Consider the following 18,321-nt stretch of genomic DNA (forward strand, 5'->3'; position numbering starts at 1 on the left):
GTGCCCTCGCGGCTCGCCGCGCCCGATACGGCCGCCGGTGATCGAGCCTGTCGAGATCCCGCAGGTCAGAACGGGGCGGGCTCTGGTTCAGGCGGGTCGGGCGGTTCGGTCTCGTCTGGTGCGGGTTTCTGCGGTGGTGGTACGGCATTCGTGGCGGGCAGGGTGGTGTGGATGAGGATGGCGGGTTCGGTGGTGAAGGTGCGTCCGGTCGGGGTGGTCCAGTGCAGGAACCCGTCGGGCAGGTGTGTCACGGTCCACCCGGTCTCGCTCTTGAGGGAATGGCAGCCGCCACAGAGATTCGCAAGATTGTCGTGGGCGGTGAGGCCGTCGAATTGCCAATCCAGCGAATGGTCCAGATCGCAGCGCCCCGCGGGGTTGTTGCAGCCGGGGAAGCGGCAGGTCTCATCGCGCAACCTAAGCCATTTCTTGAGCGGTTTCGGGACTTTGTAGCGGTCGCGGCCGACGGAGAGCACGACGCCGGTCTCGGGGTGGGTGAGTAGCCGGGTGAATCCGGTCGCCCCACCGGCGAGTTTCCGGGCCGTCTCCGGGTCGATCGGCCCGTAGCCTTCGAGGTGTCCAGGTTCCTCGGACTGGCCCATCAGGGTCAGTACCGGGACGGTCACGTTCACCGTGGCCCGGATCCCGACGCCGACCCCGACGCCGACCCCGCCGCTGACGCCTCCGCTGCCGCCGGTGGTGCCGCTTGTGGCGCTGGTGGGGGTGACGCCGTCCAGGAGCAGGTCGGTGAGCACATCCGCCCGCAACTGGGTGAGGGTGCGGGTTTCGGTCGGGCACTGCAGGCTTTGCGCGGTGACGCTGACCCGCAGGTGTGCGGCGGTGACGCGTTCGGCGGTGTCGTAGAGCCAGAGCGACGCCATCCCGTCGGCGTCGGCCTCGATCAGCACCTTCCGGTCGAGCAGGGAGATCGTGTGCCGGGCCAGGATCGTCTCCGGGTGCAGGCGTTCGCGGAGCACGCGGGCTTTGTACTTCAGCTTCGCGGCGGTCAGGTGCCCGGCGGTGCGGAGCAGCGCCGCCTCAAACCCGGGCTTGCCCGCGGCCGGGATCGTCCATGCCTGCCGCACCAAAACCTGCGCGTGCCGGTAGCTGATCTCCCCGGCGGCCAGGGCGGCCCGGGTTGCGGGCAGGTCGTCGGCCAGGGCCGTGCTCTCCGCGATCAGGGTTTCCGCGGTGCGTTGCGGCAACCGCAATGTCACGGCGAGTTCGCTGACGAACTCCCGCTCGGCGACCATTGCCGCCGTCCACCGGCCGCCTGGACTGGCCTCGGCGGGGGTGGTGGCTTCGCTGAACCGGCGGGCCTCATCGACCTGCGCGGCCCGCCGGGCGAACGCGGCTGCGATCTCCCGATCGGTCGCCGCGATCGCGTCGAACCGGGAGCCGAGGCCCTCCTGCCGGGCGATGAAAGCTGCTGTCATACCGGTCACACTACGGGCAGCCACCGACATTCCCAGGCCCGAAACCGGCCCCACGGAGCGACTGTGGATAACCTGATCACACCGGTTATGTGGAGGAGAACACGTTGCCCGCCGGGGCGGTATTTCGAACCCGCTCGGGTGGCATCCGAGGTCGGGGTGTCGACAAGATCGACCACTGGAACGGACTCGCCTGAAAAGACCCGCCGGGCTCGACCACCGGCGCGGCGAGCGGCATTCGCGAGCTCGGCACGAGCTCCGGCAGCGTTCAGGGCAGGACGTGACCGCCGGTGGTGAAGAGTCGGTACCACTCCTCGCGGGACAACGGAATCTCTGACCCGTCGGCGGACTGCCGCAGGTGGTCGAGGTTAGTGGTGCCGAGCACGACCTGGATGTTCGCCGGGTGGCGGGTGATCCAGGCGACGGCGATGGCCGCGGGGGACACGCCGTACACGGCGGCGAGCCGGTCGATCTCGTCGTTCAACTCGGCGAAGTTCTCCCGGTCGCCGAGGAAGACGCCGTCGAAGAACTGCTTCTGGAACGGTGACCAGGCCTGCAGGGTGATGTCGTTCAGCCGGCAGTAGTCGAGCAGACCGTTGTCGCGGTCGATCGACTGGTCGAGCCCGGCCATGTTAGCGGCGACGCCGGCAGCGATCACGGGGGAGTGGGTGATGCTCAGCTGCACCTGGTTCACGATCAGCGGCTGGGTCAGGGAACGCTTCAGGAGCTCGATCTGACCGGGGGTGTGATTGGAGACGCCGAAGCCCAGCACCTTCCCGGCGCTGTGCAGGGTGTCAAAAGCCGCCGCGACCTCGTCGGGTTCGACGAGCGTGTCGGGGCGGTGCAGCAGCAGCAGGTCGAGGTAGTCGACCTTGAGCGCGGCGAGAGATTCGTCGACGGATCGCAGGATGTGCTCGGCCGAGAAGTCGAAGAACCCGGTGCGGATGCCGACCTTCGACTGGATCGTGACCGCCGCGCGCTCCGCCGGCGAGAAGGCGATGGCGTCGCCGAAGCGTTTCTCGCAGCCGTGCCGCTCGTCGCCGTAGATGTCGGCGTGGTCGAAGACGCTGATGCCGGCATCCCTGGCGGCGCCGACCAGGGAACGGATGTCGTCATCACTGAGCGAGGAGATCCGCATCAGGCCGAGGATGATGTTCGAGGCTTCGCGATCGGTGTGCGGCAGGGTCATGGTCTTCATGGTTCCATCCTGCCGGACTGCCTGGCCTTGTCCCTCCACTCGCCGCTGATTCCGTTGGTGCCTGCGAGCGCTGCGCTCACCCGCACGGTGTGAGCGGGTCGGTGATGTCGGCGACGGTCGCGTCATATGCGGCCATCAGGGCGTCGGCGTCGACGAAAGCGGAGTAGCCGTGCTCGCCGGCGCCCATTGCCACCCTGCTGCCGCGCAGGCGTTCGTCGGCGAAGACCAGGCGGTCGTGCTGCCGAGCGGGGTGATCGTGCCCCGGGAGTAACCGGTCGCGGCCAGGGCGACGCCGCAGGCGGAACGTCACCTGGAATCCATCGCACGACGGACCATCGCTCGGTATAGCCGAAGCCCGGTTCTCCGAGCGCGACGATGCGTGGCACTTCCACCGGCAGAAGTGGCCCGACCCAGGGAAGCCACCGGGCCTCCATGTCGATGGTTTGTGAACCTCCGGGTTGGCGGGGGAGTCTCACCAGAAGTTCATTTCCGAGGCGGAAGAGTGCGTTGCTCGAGCCCGAGTGGCCGAGCGGGCGCAGTGGAAGTTCAGCAAGCGCCGGCAGAGCACGGTCGACGAGAGCCCGGACAAGGGGAAAACCCATCGGGATCTCGTCAGCGTGGAGGGCGTCAGCCACCGGTCTCGATTCCAACGGACGCCGTCGCGTGGCGGCACTTTCCCGTGCCCCGAGCACCCGACGAACTGCGTGTCCCGCCAGAGACGCCACGCCCTGGGCGGTTGACCACAATCCTCAGAGGTTCGACCCTCAGTCCAGGTGGTCGAGGTAGCGCAGGATGATGCCCTCGCGGAGCGCCCACGGCGACACCTCGAGTTCGGTCACGTCGAAGGCGGCCATCGCCGCGCCGAGCACGATCCCGCCGGCGACGATCTGGAACGTGCGGTCGGCGGTGATCCCGGGCAGGGCCGGGCGGGCCTCGGCCGGGATGCGGGCCAGGCGCGGCACCCAGTCCGCGAGCTGGGCGCGGCCGAGCAGCATCCGTTCGCCGGAGCCGAAGCCCTCGGAGGTCGAACCGGCCAGCCTGGCCAGGGACCGGATCGTCTTCGAGGAGCCGACCACGTGGTGCGGTGCGGGGAGCCCGGCGAAGGCGTCGACGGCATCCGCGAGCACGGCGGCCGCGTGCTTCCGAAGCGCGCTGACCTGCTCGGGCAGCGGAGGGTCGTTGTGCAGGAAGCCGATCGTGGAGCGCCCGGCGCCGAGCGGGAGCGACACAGCGACGGTCGGGATCTCGTTGCCGCCGGCGGCGATCTCGAGCGAGCCGCCGCCGATGTCGAAGAGCAGGATGTCCCTGGCCGACCAGCCGTACCAGCGGCGCACGGCGAGGAAGGTGAGCCGGGCCTCGTCCTCGCCGGAGAGCACCTGCAGGGCGACGCCGGTCTCGCGTTCGACCCTGGCCAGCAGTTCGGCGCCGTTGGTCGCGTCGCGGAGCGCGGAGGTGGCGAACGGGAGCAGATCGTCCACGTTGTGACGCCGGGCGATGCCTGCGGCGTTGCCCACGGCCTCGAGCACGGCCGTGCAGCCTTCCTCGGTGATCTCGCCCGCCGGGGTGAGGTAGCGCATCAGCCGGAGCACGGCCTTGTCGGAGGCCATCGGCACCGGTTGCGCGCCCGCGTGCGCGTCGACGACCAGCAGGTGGACGGTATTCGAACCGACGTCAAGAACTCCGAGGCGCACGCTCCGACGATAGCGCCTCGCGGACGGTCACGGTCACCGCGTGCCTGCGCACTCGGTCACGCGGTGACGGTGTGCCGGCTCGCCCGCAGGGTGCCGTCGACCATGGTGTGCACCGAACTCATCAGCGGCAGCAGGCGCTGGTCGTGGGTGACCAGCACGGTGGCGGTGTCGTGCTCCCTCGTCAGCCGCAGGATCAGGTCGAGGATGCTCGCGCCCCGCTCCTGGTCGAGCGCGCTCGTGGGCTCGTCGATGACCAGCGCGGTCGGCTCGTTCATCAGCGCCCGGGCGATATTCACCCGCTGGCGCTGCCCGCCGGAGAGCTGGGCCGGCCGTTTGCCGGCCTGGTCGGCCAGGCCGACGGCATCCAGCAGCTCCAGGGCACGGATGCCCGCGGCCCGCCGCCCGCGCGCCCGGCCGCCGAGTTCGCCCATCACCACGAGCTGCTCGGCGGCCGTGAGCGCCGGCAGCAGGTTGGACTGCTGGAAGATGATCCCCAGGCGGTCCCGGCGCAACTCCGCCCGCTCGGGCATCGACAGCGCGGTCGCGTCGACCCCGCCGATCCGCACGGTTCCGCTGTCGGGGGTGATCAGCGTCGACGCGACGGCGAGCAGGCTCGACTTGCCGGAGCCGGACGGCCCGGTCACGCCGGCCACGGTGCCCTGCCGCACGGTGAGGGTGACGTGGTCGACCGCGGTGATGCGATTCTCGCCGTCGGGGAAGGTGAGGGTGACATTGTCGAGCTGGATCATCGGTTGCTCCCGAGGGCGGTGAGGGGGTCGGTGGTGGTCACGGAACGGAGGGCGAACGCCGCGCCGGCGAGGCCGAGGACGATCATGGCGGCGGCGGGCACCAGGGTGGTCAGCGGGCTGAGCACGAACGGCAGCACGGTGCCGGCGACGGCCCCGAGGAGGGCGGTCAGGATGATGCCGACCCCGACGCCCGCGACGAGCACGAGCACCGCCTGGCCGAGCGCGTCGCGGATGAGCATCGGGTTGGAGGCGCCGAGCGCCTTGAGGATGGCGACATCCGGTTGGCGCTGGATGCTCCACACGGTGAAGAAGGCGCCGACGACGAGGGCGGAGATGCCGAACAGCATCGCCACCATCAGCAGCAGGGAACCGATCTCGGACCGGAACGCGCCGAGGGCGGTGAGCGAGGCGAGCACCCCGGCCGAGGAGGTGCCCGTCGCGGCATCCGCGGCCGGGTAGTCGACGCCCGGGCCGGTCACCGCGAGAACGGTGGCGTAGGCGTCCGTCCGGCCGGTCGCGGCGGCGATCGCCTGCCAGTCCGCCAGCTGCAGCCACACCACGGGAGTGTGCGAGTACCAGGTGTCGGCGGTGACCGTGTCGACGAGGTAGCGCGAACCGGCCAGGTCGACGGAGTCGCCGGCACGCAGGGAGAGGTCCTCCGCGACGGTCTCCGGGAGGCTCAGGTGGCCGGCCCGGGAGGGGACGTCGCCGGAGAGGGCCGAGCCGGATCCGGCCCCGAACAGGGCGACGGCGGCCGTTCCCCCTCCGGCCGACAGTCGCAGCTGGCTGATCCCGAGCGGGCTCACCCGTTCGACCCCCTGGCGCTCGCGCCACGCCTCGGCGTCGGCGGCCGTGACCTCGGAATCGGAATAACTGACCGCTGCGTCCCCCTCCGGCCCGGAGAAGACGATCCGGTCGGCGCTGAGGCCGGTCACCGCCGAGATGTTCTGGTCGGCCAGGCCGGCGGTCAGGCCGGACAGGAAGCCCACCAGCAGGGTGATCAGGGCGACGACGGTGCCGATCAGCACGAACCGTCCCCTGGCAAATCTGAGGTCACGCCAAGCTACGAACACGAAAAGGGCTCCTTCATCGGGATGAGCGTCCGGACTGCCGGACAGGTCAACTCTCGTCCGGGCGGCGCTCGCCGTCATCGTGCGGGTTGACCGTCTTCTCCGGCCCGAAGGTGGAAGATCCTTTCCACCTTTCGGCGGATGCCGGCCGGGCCGGCTCGGCGTAGCCTGAGGGAGTGATCACAGCGTGACCGGGCCTCAGGGTTCCGCCCTCAACCCCGTCTTCCTCGGCCTGCGGATCGGGCTGCACTCGCTCGTCCTCGGACTGGTCGTGCTCGTCATCGCGACGGCCGGCGCCGCAGGCTTTCCGGGGGCGATGGTGCTCACCATCGTCGCCGTCGTCTTCCTCGGCAGCTACGCCTTCGGCGCGATGCTCGGCCGCAGCCTGGCTGGTGCGGGGAAAACGGGCGGCGCGCTCGGCGCCATCCGCTCCGGTGCCTGGGCGGCCCCGGCCTGGCTGGGCGTGCTCACTGCCGAATGGCTGGTCCTCGCCGCGCTCAGCGCCGAAGCGATGTACCTGGTCTTCCCGCTGTTTTTCCTCTACCTGCACGTCCTGGCCGGCTGGCGGGGCCCGGTGGCCGTGCTCGTCACGACCCTGCTGGCGATCCTCGCCTTCGGCAACCAGCGCGGGTTCAGCGTCGGCGGCGTCGTCGGCCCGCTGCTCGGGGCCGCCCTCGCGGTCGCCATCGGGCTGGCCTACCGCTCTCTCGCCCGCGAGGCGCAGGAGCGCGAGATCCTGATCGGCGAACTCCTGACGGCCCGCAGCCGGCTCGCCGCCGCCGAGCGGGCTGCCGGCGTTCAGGAGGAACGCGGCCGGCTCGCCCGGGAAATCCACGACACCGTGTCCCAGTCCCTCTCGAGCATCGTGATGCTGCTGCACGCGGCCGAGCGAAGCGACCCGGCCGGCGACGCTGCGGCCGTGCGGATGAGGCAGGCGCGGGACGCCGCCACGGCGGCGCTCGCGGAGACCAGGCAGTTCATCGACGAGCTGGCGCCGCCGATGCTCCGGCAGGGCACCCTGGTCGAGGCCCTGGAACGGCTCGCCGCCGAGACCGGCCGCACCAGCGGCATCCGGATCGGCGTCACCGTCGCCGGCGAGTTCGAGCCTCTGCCGACCCGGTACGAGACCGCGCTGCTGCGCATCGCCCAGGGGGCGCTGTCGAACGCCGTGCAGCACGCCGGAGCCACCCGGATCGACCTGACCCTGAGCACCCTCGACACCGAGTTCATCCTCGACGTGGTCGACGACGGTGTCGGCTTCGACACCGCGGCGGCAGGCCCGGCCCCGGGAACGGCCGGGACCGGGCGCACCTCGTTCGGCCTGCGCGCGATGCGGGAACGGGTGGCCGAACTCGGCGGCACCCTCACGGTCGAGAGCACGCCGGGAATCGGAACGAGCGTCGTGGCCGGCTTCGAGGTGGGCGAATGAGCATCCGGGTCCTGATCGCCGAAGACCACCCGATCATGCGGTCGGGCCTGGAAGCGCTGTTCGGCACCGAGCCGACGATCAGCGTCGTGGCCGCCGTCGGTACACCGGACGAGGCCGTCGCGGCGGCGGAGAGCCTCCGACCCGACGTCGTGCTGATGGACCTGCAGTTCGCGGGCGAGTTCCGGGGTGCCGACGCGACCCGGCGCATCCGTGCCCTGCCGAACCCGCCGAGCGTGCTCATCTTCACCAACTACGACTCGGACAGCGACATCATCACCGCGATCGAGGGTGGGGCCGCCGGCTACCTGCTCAAGGACACGCCGCCCAACGACCTGATCGCCGCCGTCGCCGCCGCTGCCGCCGGCCAGTCGGCGCTCGCCCCCGCGGTGGCGACCCGGCTGCTGTCCCGGGTGCGCAACGCGAGCCCGGCGGTCAGCGCGCGCGAGCTGGAGGTGCTGGCCCTGGTCGCCGAGGGGAGCAGCAACACCGACATCGCCGCCCACCTGCACCTCAGTGAGACCACGGTGAAGTCGCACCTCGCGCACATCTACCCCAAGCTCGGGGTGTCCTCCCGCACGGCCGCGGTGGCGGCGGCGCGCCGGAGCGGGCTGCTGCGCCGGCAGTAGCGGCCGTCGCGGCGGCTCGCGCCCACTCGGATCAGTCGACCGCGGGGGCGACGAAACGCTGCCACGCCCATGCCCCCGTGCTCAGCGCCGCGAAGGCGCCGGCCGCCACCCAGAGCAGGGTGATGGTCCCATTGCCATGCCACGTGGTCATCGCCGGCGCCAGCACCGCGAACATGATCGTGAAGGCGAGCACGGTCAGGCCGGCCCAGACCGGCGGTGACCAGGCGAGGATGCTGCGCCCGCTGGTGCTGCCGATCGGCACCAGCACGATGGCGGCCGACCCGATCGCGGCGAGAACGACGCTGTTGGCGATCTCGGCGCCGAAGGCGCTGGCGAAACCGGTGGCGTGAGGCAGCACCCCGAGCGCCAGCCAGCCCGCGACGGCGAGCACGATCAGGCTCCCCGCCCGCACGGCCGCGAGCTGGCCGCGGCGTTCCGGCCGGGCGTCGGCCGCGATCGTGACGCTGCCGAGCAATCCGAACAGCAGGGCCGGGTGGATCTCGAACACCCGCGACGCGAGCGCGCTCACCCCGACGAGGAGCAGGTAGCGCGGCAGGAAGGTGACGGATGCGTTCAGCCGCAGCACCTGCCGGCCCCACCACCGGGGAACGAGGGCGCCGACCCCGTTGACCACGAGCAGGGCGATCATGACGGCGACCAGCAGCCTGAGGTAGGCCGGCCGGCTGCCCACCGGCCCCGACAGCATCACCAGGGTCGCGGCGGAGACCAGGGCCGCCCCGGCCACGAGCCAGCGGTTCACGAGCACGGTCGGCGCGGTCTCGAAGTCGTCCCGCGGGTGGTTGCGGCCGGCGATCGGGGCCGCGGGCCAGAGCGGGCGCCCGGCCCGGGCGCGGGAGATGGTGCCGCTGAGCAGGCGGGCCGGGATGGCCAGGAGCAGGAGGCAGCCGAGGGCGAAGAGCGCGGCCTGCAGCCAGGAGAAGCCCGAGCCGGGCGGAAGCACCGCCGTCGTGAACTGGGTCGGGTCGTTCCAGCCTCCGGCGAGCCCGGTCGACGGAACGACGGCGTCCGGGTGGGGAACCGGGGGGAGCGCCTGCGGGGCCGGCGGTGCCGCGTCCGGCGGCCGCACGGGCTGTGCCGGCGGGGCAGTCGTCGCGTCGTCGCCGGCCCCGGTCGGCGGTGCCGCGGCGGCCGCACCCCCGCCGCTCGAGGGCGGCGCCGTCGCCGCTGCGTCGCCGTAGAACACGGTCCTCGCCGGGCTGCCGCTGCTCATGTTGCCGGCCGGATCCTGCTGCACGGCGCGCACCTGGTAGGAGCCGGCGGCGACTCCGCCGGCGGTGCAGCGCCAGACGCCCCCGGAGACCCGGGCCGTGCACACCGAATACGGCCCGGCGAAGACCGTGACGGTCGCGCCGTCCTCACCCGCACCCTCATAGCTGGCCCCGCTCAGCGGCACCCGCGCCGAGTCGGCGGGGGAGGCCAGCCCCGGGGCGGCGGGGGCGTCGACGTCGAACCGGAGCGTGACGGGGGTGCTGGAGTTGGAGGAGGAGGGCAGGCTGAACGAGATCTGCTGCACCGCGGTCACGTCGACCGGGCCGCCGGCCAGGCCGCCGCCGAAGGTGCACGACCAGGCGCCGGCCCCGTCGGCGGTGGAGGTGCACCGTTGGCCGCTGCTCAACTCGGTGATGACGGATGCGTTCGGATAACCGTTCCCGCGTACGACGCCGTTCGAGGCGCCGCCGCCGGTGGGCCCGCCGCTGACGCTCGGCGCCGCGAGTACCGCGATGGTCTGCTCGGCAGCGAGGGCGGGTTGCCCGGTGACGACGACCCGCAGGGGCACGGACGGTCCGCTCGGCAGCGGCACGCGGGTGCAGGTCCAGGCGGTGGACGGGCCGGCGGCCACGATGCAGAGCGGGTCGTCGCCGGTGGGGGACAGCAGCTGGATCTCCTGGCCGGCCTCCCGGGTGCCGGATACCGTGGTGCTTCCGCTGCCGACGAAACTGCCGGCCGGCGGACTGTCGATGGTCGGGGCGACCGCCGCGGCGGTGTCTCGCGGGGTCGGGGCCGGCGACGGGGTCGGCGTGGGCGCAGGGTCGGCCGGGACGGACTGCACGGCCCGCGGCTGGCCGGCCTGGGCGGGGGCCGTGGCGCACACTCCGAACCCCAGCACAAGCACCAGGCCGAGAGCGGATGCGGCGGCCCGGCGCGGGTTCGATCGGCGGCCCTGTCGCGCGTCCGTGAGGCGCGATACGGCGAAGCGAGACCGAAGCATGAATTCCCCCCTGTCACCATTTCAGGGGTCATGGCCGCAAAAGTCAACATCAGTGACCCCGCGTGTCTCCGACGCGGCAGATTCGTTATCTCCGGGCATGGTGCATACTGACGTCAGGGTCGAACGTCCCGCTCCTTTTCGGCGAAGAGTGAGGTCTCTCATGGTTCCGGCCCGCCCCTTCCTGCCGTCCCGCGCCGGTCGCCCGGACGCCGGTGGCCCGGACGCCGGTCGCCCGGACGCCGGATGACCGGCGCCGGCGGAACCACGGTCGTCGCCGTCCTCGCCGAACCCACCCGGCGGGTGCCGGGCCGGTGGATCGCCGCCTTCGCCACGGCCTGGCTCGGCATCTGGATGGCTCAGCTCACCCCGATCCAGTTGCTGCTGCCCGCGCAGATCGACCGCCGGCTGCACCCGGAGCACTGGATCGACAGCGTCGTGGCGTTCGGTGTCATCTCCGGCATCGCCGGAGCCTGCGCCATCGTGGCCTATCCGCTGGCGGGGGCGCTCTCCGATCGCACCACGAGCAGGTTCGGCCGCCGCCGGCCCTGGATCGCCGGCGGGGCGGTGCTGTTCGCGGCGGCCCTGCTGCTGCTCGGCCTGCAGGTGACCCTCGTCGGCATCGGCGTGTGCTGGGCGCTGGCGCTCACCGGTTTCTGCGTGCTGACGGCCGCGCTCACCGCGACCATCTCCGACCAGGTCCCGGTGCCCCAGCGCGGATTCGTGTCGGGCTGGCTGTCCGCGCCGCAGGCCATCGGCACGATCCTGGGCCTGCTGCTGGTCACCATGCTGTTCACCGGCCAATTCGCCGGGTACGCGGTCGTGGCGGCGCTGCTGCTCTGTCTCACCATCCCGTTCCTGCTGCTGCCCGACGCGGTGTTGCCCGCCCGGCACGAGCGACTGACCCTTCGCGAGGTCGTGGAGGGCCTGTGGATCAGCCCGCGCGAGCATCCGGACTTCGGCTGGACCCTGCTCAGCCGGGTGCTCGTCAGTCTCGGGAACGCCCTCGGCACCACCCTGCTGCTGTACTTCCTGATGTTCGGGCTGGGCGACGCCAACGCCGAGGACGACCTGATCCTGCTGACGCTGGTCTACATGGTCTTCGTGATCGTGGCGTCGATCGGCTTCGGACGCCTGAGCGACGTGCTGAACCGGCGCAAGCTGTTCGTCTTCGTTGCGGCCGGGCTGCAGGGTGTCGCCGCGGTCATGCTCGCGTTCATCCCCGCGCTGCCCGCGGCGATGGTGGCCGCGGGCATCCTCGGCCTCGGCTATGGCGCCTTCCTGTCGGTCGACCAGGCGCTGGCCACCCAGGTGCTGCCCGACCCGGCCACGCGCGGCAAGGACCTCGGCATCATGAACATCGCCACCGCGGTGCCGCAGGCCGTCGCGCCGCTGCTCGGCGCGGGCGTCGTGGCGGCATTCGGCTTCCCGGGACTCTTCGTGCTGGCCGGGCTGTGCGCCTTCGCCGGGGCGATCGCCGTGGAGAAGGTCACGGCGGTGCGCTGATGGGCATCGACCTGGCCGTCACGACGGATGCCGCGCCGTGGCTGACCCCGGACCGCTACTGGCCAGCCCTCACCGAGGCCACCTCCGGCCTCGGCACCCCCGTCGCCGCGCTGCACCTCGGCGCCCTCCGGCACAACACCGCCGACCTGCTCACCCGCGCGGCCGGCAGCCCGATCCGGGTCGCGACCAAGTCGATCCGGGTGCGCGGTGTGATCGAGGCGATCCTCGCCGTTCCGGGCTATCAGGGGCTGCTCGCCTACACGCTGGCGGAGGCGCTCTGGCTGGCCGACACGATGACCGACATCGTCGTCGGCTACCCGACCGCCGACAGCGGGGCGATCCTGGCTCTCGGCCGGTCGCCGGAGCTCGCCGGGCGGGTCACCCTGATGGTCGATTCGCTCGACCATCTCGACTTCATCGACGCCGTCCTCCCTCCGGGACGGCGGGAGACCATCCGGCTCTGCCTCGAACTGGACGCCGGCTGGGACGCGCCCGTGCTCGGCCGCCTGGGCGTCCACCGCTCGCCCGTCCACACGGTCGGCCAGGCCCGCGCCCTGGCCGCCGGCATCGCCGCCCGGCCCGGTTTCAGCCTCGTCGGGCTGATGGGCTACGAGGCGCAGATCGCCGGGGTCGGCGACCGGCCGGCCGGCCGGCCGCTCGGAGGTGTCGCCATCCGCTGGATGCGCCGCCGCTCGAGCGAGGAACTGGCCGCGCGCCGGGCCGCCGCGGTCGCGGCGGTGCGGGAGGTCGCGAACCTCGAGTTCGTCAACGGCGGCGGCACCGGGTCGCTGGAAAGCACCCGCGCCGACGCCTCGGTCACCGACATCGCCGCCGGCAGCGGGTTCTTCGGCGGGCACCTCTTCGACCACTATTCCGATTTCCGGCCGGCGCCGGCCGCCGCCTTCGCCCTCTCCGTCGTGCGCAAGCCGACCGCCGCGACCGCGACCCTGCTCGGCGGCGGTTGGATCGCCTCCGGGCCGCCCGGTCCCGACCGCAACCCGCTGCCGGTCTGGCCGGAGGGCCTCGCGTTCCTGCCGCGGGAAATGGCCGGCGAGGTGCAGTCACCGGTCACCGGCGCCGCCGCCGCCGGACTGCGGGTCGGCGACCGGGTGTGGCTGCGGCACACCAAGTCCGGCGAGGCCAGCGAGCACGTGAACGAGTTCGCGGTGGTCGACGACGGCCAGGTGGTCGACCTGCTGCCCACCTACCGCGGCGAAGGGAAGGCGTTCCTGTGAGCGCGAGCGGCGCCCGGTGGAGCAACTGGGCCGGCAGCGAGTCGGTCCGGCCGGTGCGGGTGGAACGCCCGGCGAGCGTCGGCGCCGTGCAGCGTGCGGTTCAGGCCGCCGCCGCGGCCGGCCTCAGGATCAAGGCCGTCGGCTCCGGCCACAGCTTTTCGGGCATCGCCGTGGCCCCCGGGGTGCAGCTCGACCTGAACGACCTCTCCGGCCTGGTCGCCGTGGACGAATCCCTGGACCAGGTCACCCTGGCCGCCGGCACCCGGCTGCACCAGCTTCCCGCCCTGCTCGCGCCCCACGGGCTCGCCCTGGCCAACCTGGGCGACATCGACCGGCAGAGCATCGCCGGGGCCACCTCCACCGGCACCCACGGCACCGGCGGCGGCTTCGGCGGGCTGGCGACCCAGATCACGGCGGTGACCCTGGTCACCGCCGACGGCGGCCTGCTCCGCGTCAACGCCGCCGAGAACGCCGAGCTGTTGCCGGCGGCCCGGCTCGGGCTGGGGGCCCTCGGCATCCTCGTCGACGTCACCGTGCAATGCGTGCCCCGTTTCCTGCTGCACGCGGTCGAGACCGCCGAGCCGCTCGAGGAGGTGCTCGAGGGGTACCTCGACCGCTCCCGCACGGTGGACCACTTCGAGTTCTACTGGTTCCCGCACACCGGCAGCGCCCTGACCAAGAGCAACACCCGGCTGCCCGGGGACGCGGCCAGGGCGCCGGTCGGCCGGCTCTCCGGCTGGGTCGACGACGAGCTGTTCGCCAACGGCGCCTACCGGGGGATCTGCGCCGCCGGCACGGCGCTGCCCGGCCTGGTGCCCGGCTTCAACCGGCTGGCCGAACGGCTCGCCGGCCGCCGCGAGTACACGGATGCCTCCCACCGCGTCTTCGTCTCCCGCCGCACAGTGCGCTTCCACGAGATGGAGTACGCGCTGCCCCGGCACCTGGTTCCGGCCGCCCTCCGCGAGGTGCGGGCGCTGATCGACGCCCGCGGCTGGCGCATCTCCTTCCCGCTCGAGGTGCGATCGGCCGCCGCCGACGAACTGTGGCTCTCCACCGCGCAGGGCCGGGAGACCGGTTACATCGCCGTGCACCGGTACCACCGGGAAGACCCGGCCGAGTATTTCCACGCCGTCGAGGCGATCATGCGGGCACACGACGGGCGCCCGCACTGGGGCAAGATGCACTACCGCGACGCGGAGACGCTCCGCCCGGCCTACCCCCGGTTTGCGGATTTTCTGCAGGTGCGTGACAGGCTCGACCCGGAGCGCCGCTTCAGCAACAGCTATCTGGAAAGAGTCCTGGGTCGATGAGCACCAAACCGGCAGGCAACACCCCCGCGGCGAGGGCCTGGCCCCACCGCGCCCGCGAACTCGGCGACCGGCTGCCCGCCGGCTTCGTCATCGGCACGGCAACGTCCGCGTTCCAGATCGAGGGCGGCGCCAGGGACGAAGGGCGGGGCGAGTCGAGCTGGGACCCGTTCACCCGCACGACGGGCCGGATCGTGGACGGCTCGAACGCATCCGTCGCCGCCGACCACTTCCACAAGCTCGACGAAGACCTGACCCTGCTCCGCGAGCTGGGCGCCGACGTCTACCGGTTCTCCTTCGCCTGGTCACGGGTGCAACCCGACGGCCGGGGCGCGCTCAGCCGCACCGGGCTGGCCTTCTACGACCGGCTGCTGGACGGCCTGCTCGCCGCCGGGATCAGCCCGATGGCGACGCTGTTCCACTGGGACACGCCGCTCCGGCTCCGCGGCGGCTGGCTCGGTCGCGACACCGCGCTGCGCTTCGGCGACTACGCGCACATGCTCGGCGAGGTCTTCGGCGACCGGATCGACTCCTGGCTCACCGTGAACGACCCGGCCACCGTCTTCCTGAACGGGTATGCGCTCGGCACGGATGCGCCGGGGGAGAAGCGCCGCTTCGCCGCCCTGCCGGCCGCTCACCATCAGCTCCTCGGCCACGGCCTGGCCGTGCAGGCGCTGCGGGCGGCCGACGTGCGCGGCCGGATCGGCATCGCCAACCTGCACACTCCCGTGCAGGCCGACAGCGGCCGGGAGGCCGATGAGGTCGCGGCCGAACTGTTCGACGTGCTGCACAACCGGCTCTTCGCCGACGCGGTGCTGCTCGGCCGCTACCCCGAGCCGCCCGAGCCCTATGCGCTCGACCTGCGGATGCTCCTCGAAACCGACCCGGACGACCTCTCCACCATCCACCAGCCGCTCGACTTCTACGGGCTCAACTACCTGCAGCCGTCCCGGATCAAGGCCGGGCCGGCCGCGGCGACGACCCCGGCCGGCCCGCCGCGCGCCCCGGCGAAGCCGGAGACGACCGTGTCGTTCCCGTTCCACGTCACCCCGTTCCGGGAGTTCCCGGTCACCGGGGCCGGGGCGGCCGTCGCCCCCGAATACCTGGCTGTGGCCCTCGGCGAACTGCACACCCGCTACGGCGACCGGCTTCCGCCGGTCTACATCACCGCGAGCGGCGCCGGGTTCCCCGACGCGGCGGACCGGTACGGCGTCGTCGACGACCCGGCCCGGATCGACTACCTCGCCGAGCACCTCAGCGCGGCCCTCGACGCCGTCGCGCCCGGGGGCGTCGCCGAGGGCGTCGACCTGCGCGGCTACCTGGTGCGGTCCCTCCTCGACGGCTTCGAGTGGACGGCCGGCTACACCCAGCGCTATGGCCTGGTGCACGTCGACTTCGCCGACGGAAACCGCCGGCGCACCCCCAAGTCCTCCTACCGCTGGCTCCAGCAGGTGCTCGCCGCCCGCTGACCCGCCCGCTCTCCCCGCCGAACTGTGACTTCGGCACCGTTTCCGGCCCCGAAACCGGGCGTAACTCACAGTTCGGCGAGGTTTCGACGGCGAGGAGGGGCAAGGGAGGGGACGGAGGGGCGGAGGGGCGGAGGGGACGGGGGAGGCTACGGGGTGCGGCGGCGCAGGGTGATCGAGCCGAGCACGACCGCGCCGACGATCCACGCCCCGATGATCAGCAGCTCACCGCCGACATACGCGGCATCCTGGGAATCATTCGCGACGGCCTGCAGCGCGTCGATCGCGTGCGAGAGCGGTAGCCAGTCGCTGAAGGCGCGGAGGGCATCCGGCAGCTGGTCGCGCGGCAGGAAGATCCCGCCGAGCAGGATCTGCGGGAAGACCAGCGCCGGCATGAACTGCACGACCTGGAATTCGGTGCGCGCGAACGCGCTGGCGAGCAGGCCGAGGGCCGTGCCGAGCACGGCGTCGGCGACCGCGACCGCGAGCAGCAGCCAGACCGATCCCGTGATCGACAGGCCGCAGACCCAGACCGAGTAGCCCACCGCGACCGCGGACTGCAGCACCGCGAGCAGTCCGAACGCCAGCGTGTACCCGAGGATGAAGTCGCCCTTGCCCAGCGGCATCGACAGCAGCCGCTCGAGCGTGCCCGTCCGTCGTTCCCGCAGGGTGGTGATGCTCGTGACCAGGAACATCACGATGAACGGGAACAGTGCGATCATCGCCGGGCCGACCGTGTCGAACACCGGGGTGTCCGAGAAGATCCAGGCCAGCAGGCCGATCAGCAGGCTCGGCACCACGAGCAGCAACACGATCGTGCGCGGGTCGTGGCGGATCTGGCTGAGAACGCGCCCGGCGGTGGCCAGGGTGCGGCGCGGGTTCACAGGTCGCCGGCTTCCCGGGCGGCCGGGTCGGGCGACGGATGCGCGGCGATCAGGGCGAGGAACGCCGCCTCCACGTCGTGGGTGCCCGTCGAGGAGAGCAGGCCGGCCGGGGTGTCGTCGGCGAGGACCTCGCCGTGCCGCATCAGCAGCAGCCGGTCGCAGCGGCTCGCCTCGTCCATCACATGGCTGGACACGAGCAGGCTCGTCCCGGTGGCGGCCAGCCGATGGAACAGGGCCCACAGTTCCGCCCGCAGCACGGGGTCGAGGCCCACGGTCGGTTCGTCGAGCACGAGGAGTTCGGGGGAGCCGAGGAGGGCGCCGGCCAGGGACACCCGGCTGCGCTGCCCGCCGGAGAGCGAGCCGGCCAGCTGGCCGGCATTCGCGGCCAGGTCGGTGGCCTCGATCACCCGGTCGATGTCGTCGCGGGTCGCGCCCAGCACGGCGGCGAAGTATGCCAGGTTCTGGCGCACGGTGAGGTCGTCGTACACGCTCGCGTCCTGGGTGACGTAGCCGACCCGGCCCCGCAGCGACGCGGTGCCCGCCGCCCGGCCCAGCACGGTGACCTCTCCGGACTGCACGATCTGCACCCCCACGATCGAGCGCATCAGGGTGGTCTTGCCGCATCCGCTCGGCCCGATCAGGCCGACGACCAGGCCGCGGGGCACGCTCAGGCTCAGTCCGTGCAGCACCGGATGCTTTCCCCGGCGGGCATGCAGGTCGCGCACCACGACAGCGGGAGCGGCTTTGTGCACCATGGTCACATTATTCGCCGATCAGGCACGGAAGTCACCCTCCGCGGACGGCGATTCTTGGAGTGTCATGGGAAGTGCATGGGAGCCTCAGGGCGCGCGGTTATGATGGGCGTGCATCGCAAGTCACGGTGCCCCGGGCCTCTGCCCGCCCCGCTTATCTCAAGGAGACGCTGCCATGGAATGGCTCATCCCGGTCCTCATCGTTGTTGCCCTCGTCGCCATCATCGGGATCTACCTCTGGGCCACCTATAACTCCCTCGTCACCCTCAAGGTGCGGGTGGACGAGGCGTGGAGCGACATCACCGTGCAGCTGAAGCGGCGGGCCGACCTCATCCCCAACCTGATCGAAACGGTCAAGGGCTACGCCGCGCATGAGAAGGCGGTCTTCGAGAACGTCACGAGGGCTCGCGCCGAGACGCTGAGCGCCCAGGGGCCGGCCGACGCGGCCGCCGCCGAGAACCACATGCAGACCGCGCTGAAGAGCATCTTCGCCGTCGCCGAGGCCTACCCGCAGCTGCAGGCGAGCCAGAACTACCTGCAGCTCCAGGCCGAACTGGTCGACACCGAGGACAAGATCCAGGCGTCACGCCGGTTCTACAACGGCGGGGTTCGCGAACTCAACACGAAGATCCAGGTCTTTCCCAACAACCTCATCGCCAAGAACCTCGGCTTCACCCAGCGTGACTTCTTCGAGGTGTCCGACTCCGCAGCCATCGCGGAGCCGCCTCGCGTGCAGTTCTAACGGCGGGCG

At 71.9% G+C, this 18,321-nt stretch carries 16 protein-coding genes and 2 pseudogenes; 7 read left to right on the forward strand and 11 right to left on the reverse strand.

Features of this window, described 5'->3' with window-relative positions; genetic code table 11:
• Nucleotides 1-65 precede the first annotated feature (65 nt).
• From E3O48_RS08575 to E3O48_RS18180, 8 genes and pseudogenes are all read right to left on the reverse strand, one after another.
• A complete protein-coding gene (locus E3O48_RS08575; RefSeq protein WP_166788657.1) occupies nucleotides 66-1,433 on the reverse strand; it encodes an HNH endonuclease signature motif containing protein in 1,368 nt (455 codons plus the stop codon).
• A gap of 265 nt (nucleotides 1,434-1,698) precedes the next feature.
• Nucleotides 1,699-2,628, reverse strand: coding sequence for an aldo/keto reductase family oxidoreductase (locus E3O48_RS08580; protein ID WP_134538085.1), 930 nt, complete (start codon nucleotides 2,626-2,628; stop codon nucleotides 1,699-1,701).
• 76 nt (nucleotides 2,629-2,704) lie between these two features.
• Nucleotides 2,705-2,919, reverse strand: a pseudogene (locus tag E3O48_RS08585) (hypothetical protein); the annotation flags it as partial.
• A 53-nt stretch (nucleotides 2,920-2,972) separates the two neighbouring features.
• Nucleotides 2,973-3,230 (reverse strand): annotated as a pseudogene (locus E3O48_RS18325) (phosphotransferase); the annotation flags it as partial.
• A 162-nt stretch (nucleotides 3,231-3,392) separates the two neighbouring features.
• Nucleotides 3,393-4,319 carry a Ppx/GppA phosphatase family protein gene (locus tag E3O48_RS08590; RefSeq protein ID WP_134538086.1) on the reverse strand — a complete coding sequence of 309 codons (927 nt, stop codon included), beginning with the start codon at nucleotides 4,317-4,319 and terminating at the stop codon, nucleotides 3,393-3,395.
• Between the two features lie 56 nt (nucleotides 4,320-4,375).
• The gene (locus E3O48_RS08595) at nucleotides 4,376-5,068 is read right to left on the reverse strand and encodes an ABC transporter ATP-binding protein (protein ID WP_134538087.1); all 693 of its coding nucleotides are present in this window, start codon (nucleotides 5,066-5,068) and stop codon (nucleotides 4,376-4,378) included.
• Complete coding sequence (locus E3O48_RS08600; RefSeq protein WP_134538088.1) at nucleotides 5,065-6,141, reverse strand: FtsX-like permease family protein; 1,077 nt, start codon at nucleotides 6,139-6,141, stop codon at nucleotides 5,065-5,067. The genes E3O48_RS08595 and E3O48_RS08600 overlap by 4 nt, the downstream gene beginning before the upstream one ends.
• Before the next feature lie 46 nt (nucleotides 6,142-6,187).
• Complete coding sequence (locus E3O48_RS18180) at nucleotides 6,188-6,322, reverse strand: hypothetical protein (protein ID WP_255453739.1); 135 nt, start codon at nucleotides 6,320-6,322, stop codon at nucleotides 6,188-6,190.
• A 3-nt stretch (nucleotides 6,323-6,325) separates the two neighbouring features.
• Here E3O48_RS18180 and E3O48_RS08605 point away from each other — a divergent pair, with 3 nt between their 5' ends.
• Both E3O48_RS08605 and E3O48_RS08610 read left to right on the forward strand, forming a co-directional pair.
• On the forward strand, nucleotides 6,326-7,567 hold the full coding sequence (locus tag E3O48_RS08605; protein WP_134538089.1) for a sensor histidine kinase: 1,242 nt from the start codon (nucleotides 6,326-6,328) through the stop codon (nucleotides 7,565-7,567).
• Entirely contained in the window at nucleotides 7,564-8,193 is a 630-nt protein-coding gene (locus tag E3O48_RS08610) for a response regulator transcription factor (protein WP_134538090.1), read from the forward strand. The genes E3O48_RS08605 and E3O48_RS08610 overlap by 4 nt, the downstream gene beginning before the upstream one ends.
• A gap of 31 nt (nucleotides 8,194-8,224) precedes the next feature.
• Here E3O48_RS08610 and E3O48_RS08615 read toward each other — a convergent pair whose 3' ends face one another.
• Complete coding sequence (locus E3O48_RS08615; protein ID WP_134538091.1) at nucleotides 8,225-10,423, reverse strand: hypothetical protein; 2,199 nt, start codon at nucleotides 10,421-10,423, stop codon at nucleotides 8,225-8,227.
• Between the two features lie 243 nt (nucleotides 10,424-10,666).
• Between E3O48_RS08615 and E3O48_RS08620 the strand changes: the two genes are divergently transcribed.
• Genes E3O48_RS08620 through E3O48_RS08635 form a run of 4 tightly spaced genes read left to right on the forward strand, consistent with a single transcriptional unit; the run spans nucleotide 10,667 to nucleotide 15,937 of the window.
• On the forward strand, nucleotides 10,667-11,926 hold the full coding sequence (locus E3O48_RS08620) for an MFS transporter (RefSeq protein ID WP_134538092.1): 1,260 nt from the start codon (nucleotides 10,667-10,669) through the stop codon (nucleotides 11,924-11,926).
• Nucleotides 11,926-13,161: an alanine racemase gene (locus tag E3O48_RS08625; protein ID WP_134538093.1), complete on the forward strand. Its 1,236-nt coding sequence runs from the start codon at nucleotides 11,926-11,928 to the stop codon at nucleotides 13,159-13,161. Before E3O48_RS08620 ends, E3O48_RS08625 begins: the two co-directional genes overlap by 1 nt.
• On the forward strand, nucleotides 13,158-14,471 hold the full coding sequence (locus E3O48_RS08630; protein WP_134538094.1) for a D-arabinono-1,4-lactone oxidase: 1,314 nt from the start codon (nucleotides 13,158-13,160) through the stop codon (nucleotides 14,469-14,471). Before E3O48_RS08625 ends, E3O48_RS08630 begins: the two co-directional genes overlap by 4 nt.
• Nucleotides 14,468-15,937: a glycoside hydrolase family 1 protein gene (locus E3O48_RS08635; protein ID WP_134538095.1), complete on the forward strand. Its 1,470-nt coding sequence runs from the start codon at nucleotides 14,468-14,470 to the stop codon at nucleotides 15,935-15,937. The genes E3O48_RS08630 and E3O48_RS08635 overlap by 4 nt, the downstream gene beginning before the upstream one ends.
• Nucleotides 15,938-16,083: 146 nt before the next feature.
• On the opposite strand, the gene E3O48_RS08640 is transcribed toward E3O48_RS08635, so the two are convergent.
• Together E3O48_RS08640 and E3O48_RS08645 are read right to left on the reverse strand one after the other, a co-directional pair.
• Nucleotides 16,084-16,818 carry an ABC transporter permease gene (locus tag E3O48_RS08640; RefSeq protein ID WP_134538096.1) on the reverse strand — a complete coding sequence of 245 codons (735 nt, stop codon included), beginning with the start codon at nucleotides 16,816-16,818 and terminating at the stop codon, nucleotides 16,084-16,086.
• Entirely contained in the window at nucleotides 16,815-17,573 is a 759-nt protein-coding gene (locus E3O48_RS08645) for an ABC transporter ATP-binding protein (protein WP_134510552.1), read from the reverse strand. Before E3O48_RS08645 ends, E3O48_RS08640 begins: the two co-directional genes overlap by 4 nt.
• A gap of 172 nt (nucleotides 17,574-17,745) precedes the next feature.
• Here E3O48_RS08645 and E3O48_RS08650 point away from each other — a divergent pair, with 172 nt between their 5' ends.
• Entirely contained in the window at nucleotides 17,746-18,312 is a 567-nt protein-coding gene (locus E3O48_RS08650) for a LemA family protein (RefSeq protein ID WP_134510553.1), read from the forward strand.
• Nucleotides 18,313-18,321 lie beyond the last annotated feature (9 nt).

The sequence above is a fragment of the Cryobacterium sp. HLT2-28 genome (genome assembly GCF_004402495.1).
Lineage (GTDB): Bacteria > Actinomycetota > Actinomycetes > Actinomycetales > Microbacteriaceae > Cryobacterium > Cryobacterium mannosilyticum.

Coding starts and splice junctions, on each gene's coding strand:
- E3O48_RS08580 (WP_134538085.1), bottom strand. CDS start 2,628: ATGAAGACCATGACCCTGCCGCACACCGATCGCGAAGCCTCGAACATC.
- E3O48_RS08595 (WP_134538087.1), bottom strand. CDS start 5,068: ATGATCCAGCTCGACAATGTCACCCTCACCTTCCCCGACGGCGAGAAT.
- E3O48_RS08645 (WP_134510552.1), bottom strand. CDS start 17,573: ATGGTGCACAAAGCCGCTCCCGCTGTCGTGGTGCGCGACCTGCATGCC.
- E3O48_RS08575 (WP_166788657.1), bottom strand. CDS start 1,433: ATGACAGCAGCTTTCATCGCCCGGCAGGAGGGCCTCGGCTCCCGGTTC.
- E3O48_RS08650 (WP_134510553.1), top strand. CDS start 17,746: ATGGAATGGCTCATCCCGGTCCTCATCGTTGTTGCCCTCGTCGCCATC.
- E3O48_RS08615 (WP_134538091.1), bottom strand. CDS start 10,423: ATGCTTCGGTCTCGCTTCGCCGTATCGCGCCTCACGGACGCGCGACAG.
- E3O48_RS08620 (WP_134538092.1), top strand. CDS start 10,667: ATGACCGGCGCCGGCGGAACCACGGTCGTCGCCGTCCTCGCCGAACCC.
- E3O48_RS08625 (WP_134538093.1), top strand. CDS start 11,926: ATGGGCATCGACCTGGCCGTCACGACGGATGCCGCGCCGTGGCTGACC.
- E3O48_RS08635 (WP_134538095.1), top strand. CDS start 14,468: ATGAGCACCAAACCGGCAGGCAACACCCCCGCGGCGAGGGCCTGGCCC.
- E3O48_RS08610 (WP_134538090.1), top strand. CDS start 7,564: ATGAGCATCCGGGTCCTGATCGCCGAAGACCACCCGATCATGCGGTCG.